The 3,042-nt window shown below is 77.7% G+C and carries 2 protein-coding genes; both read right to left on the bottom strand.

All coding sequences use genetic code 11. The features are described 5' to 3' along the window. Positions 1-208 precede the first annotated feature (208 nt). Positions 209-2,287 carry a flagellar biosynthesis protein FlhA gene (flhA, locus tag PSR1_RS22605; protein WP_059439560.1) on the bottom strand — a complete coding sequence of 693 codons (2,079 nt, stop codon included), beginning with the start codon at positions 2,285-2,287 and terminating at the stop codon, positions 209-211. Then, on the bottom strand, positions 2,284-3,042 hold a 759-nt coding region (locus PSR1_RS22600; RefSeq protein ID WP_059439559.1), incomplete at its 5' end, for an EscU/YscU/HrcU family type III secretion system export apparatus switch protein. The genes flhA and PSR1_RS22600, both read right to left, overlap by 4 nt.

Raw genomic sequence — 3,042 nt, 5'->3', positions numbered from 1 at the left:
GGCCGGGGCCGGCCGGCTCCAGCGCGGCGGTGATCTCCACCTCGGCGCGGCGGAACAGCCCGCCGTCCACGGTGCGGGTGGCGAGGATGACCGCCTCGGGGCCGAGCGCGGCCTTCACCGCGGCGAGCGCGGCGGCGGAGTCGGGGGCGCGGAAGGTGCGGACGGTGGGCGTCATCGGCGTGGCTCCTGGCGCCCGGTAGTGCAACCGTCAGGCCGCGAGCTGCGGCTGCGCCTGCACCGTCCCGGCCGGCTCCACGGTGGTCCCGGGCACCAGCTCGCGCGCCGCCAGCACCTGGACGTCGGGCACGAAGCGGCTGGCGAAGTCGAACAGCGGCCGGCGCAGGTCCGGTGGCGCCAGGACGACGACGGGGTGCCCCGCGCCGGTCAGGCGCGTGGCGCCCGACTCGAGCGACGCCACCAGCCGCCGCGCGGTCTCGACGTCGGGGGCGAGCGCCGCCTCGCCGTCGGACGCGCCCAGGGTGGCCCGGAGCGTCTCCTCGGTGCCGCGGTCGAGCGTGAGCGCGCGCACCACGCCGTCGGCGTTCGCGGCGCGGGCGGTGAGCTGCCGCGACAGCCGCCGCCGCGCGGCCTCCACCAGCCAGGCCGGCTCCTTCGAGCGCGGCGCCGCGTCGGCGACGGCCTCCAGCACCGTGCGCAGGTCGCGCACCGACACGCCCTCGCGGAGCAGCCCGCGGACCACCCGGACCAGCTCGCCCAGCGAGATCGCGCCGGGGACCACGTCCTCGACCAGCTTGGGCGCGTCGCGGCCCAGGACCCCGAGCAGCTCCTGCACCTCCTGGCGGCCCACGATCTCGTGCGCGTTGCGGCGGAGCAGCTCGGAGAGGTGCGTGGTGATCACCGACGCGGCGTCCACCAGCGTGAGCCCGAGCGCCTCGGCGCGCGGGCGATCGGCCGGGGTGATCCACACCGCGCGCAGGCCGAACGCCGGGTCCACGCCCGGCACGCCCTCCACCGCGGGGTCGCCGCCGTTCGGGTCGAGCGCCATGAGCCGCTCGGGGTGGGCGAGGCCGCGGCCGAGCTCGACCCCGCGGAGCAGCACGCGGTACTGGCCGGGCTCGAGGTGGAGGTCGTCGCGCAGGTGCACCGGCGGGAGCACGATGCCGAGCTCGGTGGCGAGCTGGCGCCGGAGCGCGGTGACGCGCCCGGGCAGCTCGCCGCCCCTGTCGAGGTCGATGAGCGGCACCAGCCCGTAGCCCACGCCCAGCTCGAGCGCGTCGAGCGCGAGCAGGTCCTGGATCCGCTCCGGGCCCTTCTCCTCGGCGGCGGGGCGCGGCGCGCGGGCGGCGGCCTCCCGCCGGGCGGCGGCCCGCCGCGCCGCGAGGAGCAGCGCCCCGGCCACCCCGCCGAACGCGACCAGCGGCATGCCCGGGAGCAGCCCGAGCGCCACGAGGACGCCCGCGGCGGTGCGGAGCACGGCGGGCCGGCCCAGCATCTGGCTCGCGACCTGCGTGCCGAGGTCGCTGCCGGCGGCGCGGGTCACCACCAGGCCGGAGGCGGTGGAGACGAGCAGGGCCGGCATCTGCGAGACCAGCCCGTCACCCACCGTGAGCAGAGTGTAGGTCTCGGCGGCGGCGGAGAGCGAGAGGTGGTCGCGCAGCAGGCCGGCCAGCAGCCCGCCCGCGATGTTCACCCCGGTGATGGCGAGGCCGGCCACCGCGTCGCCGCGCACGAACTTGGAGGCGCCGTCCATGGCGCCGAAGAACTCGGTCTCCCGCTCCAGCGCCTGCCGGCGGGCGCGCGCCTCGCGGTCGTCCACCAGGCCGGCGGCGAGGTCGGCGTCGATGGCCATCTGCTTGCCGGGGAGCGCGTCGAGGGTGAAGCGCGCCGCCACCTCCGACACGCGGTTCGAGCCCTTCGTGATCACCGTGAAGTTCACGATGAGCAGGATGAGGAACACCACCAGCCCGACCACCAGGCTGCCCCCCACCGCGAAGCGCCCGAACGTCTCGATCAGGTGGCCGGCCGCGCCGGCGCCCTTGCCGCCGTCGGTGAGGATGAGCCGGGTGGTGGCGACGTTGAGCGCCAGCCGGAACAGCGTGACGAGCAGCAGGAGCGAGGGGAACACCGAGAACTCGACCGCGCGGGTGAGGCCGAGCGCGACGAGCAGCATGAGCACCGAGAGCCCGATGGACAGGGCGAGGAACACGTCCAGCGCCGCCGCCGGGAGCGGGACGATCAGGATGGCGAGGATGCCGAGCACCCCCACCGCCACCGCCAGCTCGGCCCGGCCGCCCGCGGGCGCCCCGGGGGTCGTGGTCGTGCTCACGCGCGCGCCCCTCCGTCGCGGCGGCCGGCGGCGCGGTAGACGAACGCGAGCACGGCGGCCACGGCCTTGTAGGTCTGGGCGGGGATCTCCCGGCCCACCTTCACCTTCCGGTACAGCAGCCGCGCGAGCGGCACGTCCTGCACCACCGGGACGCCGTGCTCGCGCGCGAGCGCCCGCATCTGGCGGGCCAGCTCGCCCTTGCCCTTGGCGGTGACCCGCGGCGCGCGCCCCTCGTCGCGCCGGTAGCGGAGGGCGACGGCCACGTGGGTCGGGTTCACCACCAGCGCGTCGGCGCGCGGCACCTCCAGGCGCGCCTGGTTGCGGAGCAGCTCGCGGTGGCGCCGCCGCCGCTGGCCGCGGACGAGCGGATCGCCCTCGTCCTCCCTCACCTCGCGCTTCGCCTCCTCCTTCGTCATCCGGTGCTTGCGCGCGAAGCGCCACCGGGCGAGCCCCAGCTCCGCCAGGGCGAGCGCGGCGGCGGCGAGGAGCACCGGGAGCGCCACCCGCGCGAGGAGCGCGAACAGGGCGGCGAGCTGCTCCCCCGGCGCGGCGCCGAGCAGCGCCGGCAGCCGCGCCACCCCGTCGCGCGCGGCGCCCCAGGCGGCCGCGGCGAGCGCCGCGACCTTGGCGAGCGCCAGCGCGAGGTCGAGGAGGAAGTCGCGGGAGAGCGGGCGCAGCAGGCGGCCGGGCTGGAGCAGGCGCGAGGGATCCGGGGCGGCCAGCCGGGGCCAGAAGCCGCCGCGCGTCTGCGCGAG

This window comes from Anaeromyxobacter sp. PSR-1, from assembly GCF_000964525.1.
In the GTDB taxonomy this organism is placed as follows: Bacteria; Myxococcota; Myxococcia; order Myxococcales; family Anaeromyxobacteraceae; genus Anaeromyxobacter.
The sequence above is the reverse complement of the archived record's forward strand: the minus strand, read 5'-3'. Positions and strand labels throughout refer to the sequence as shown.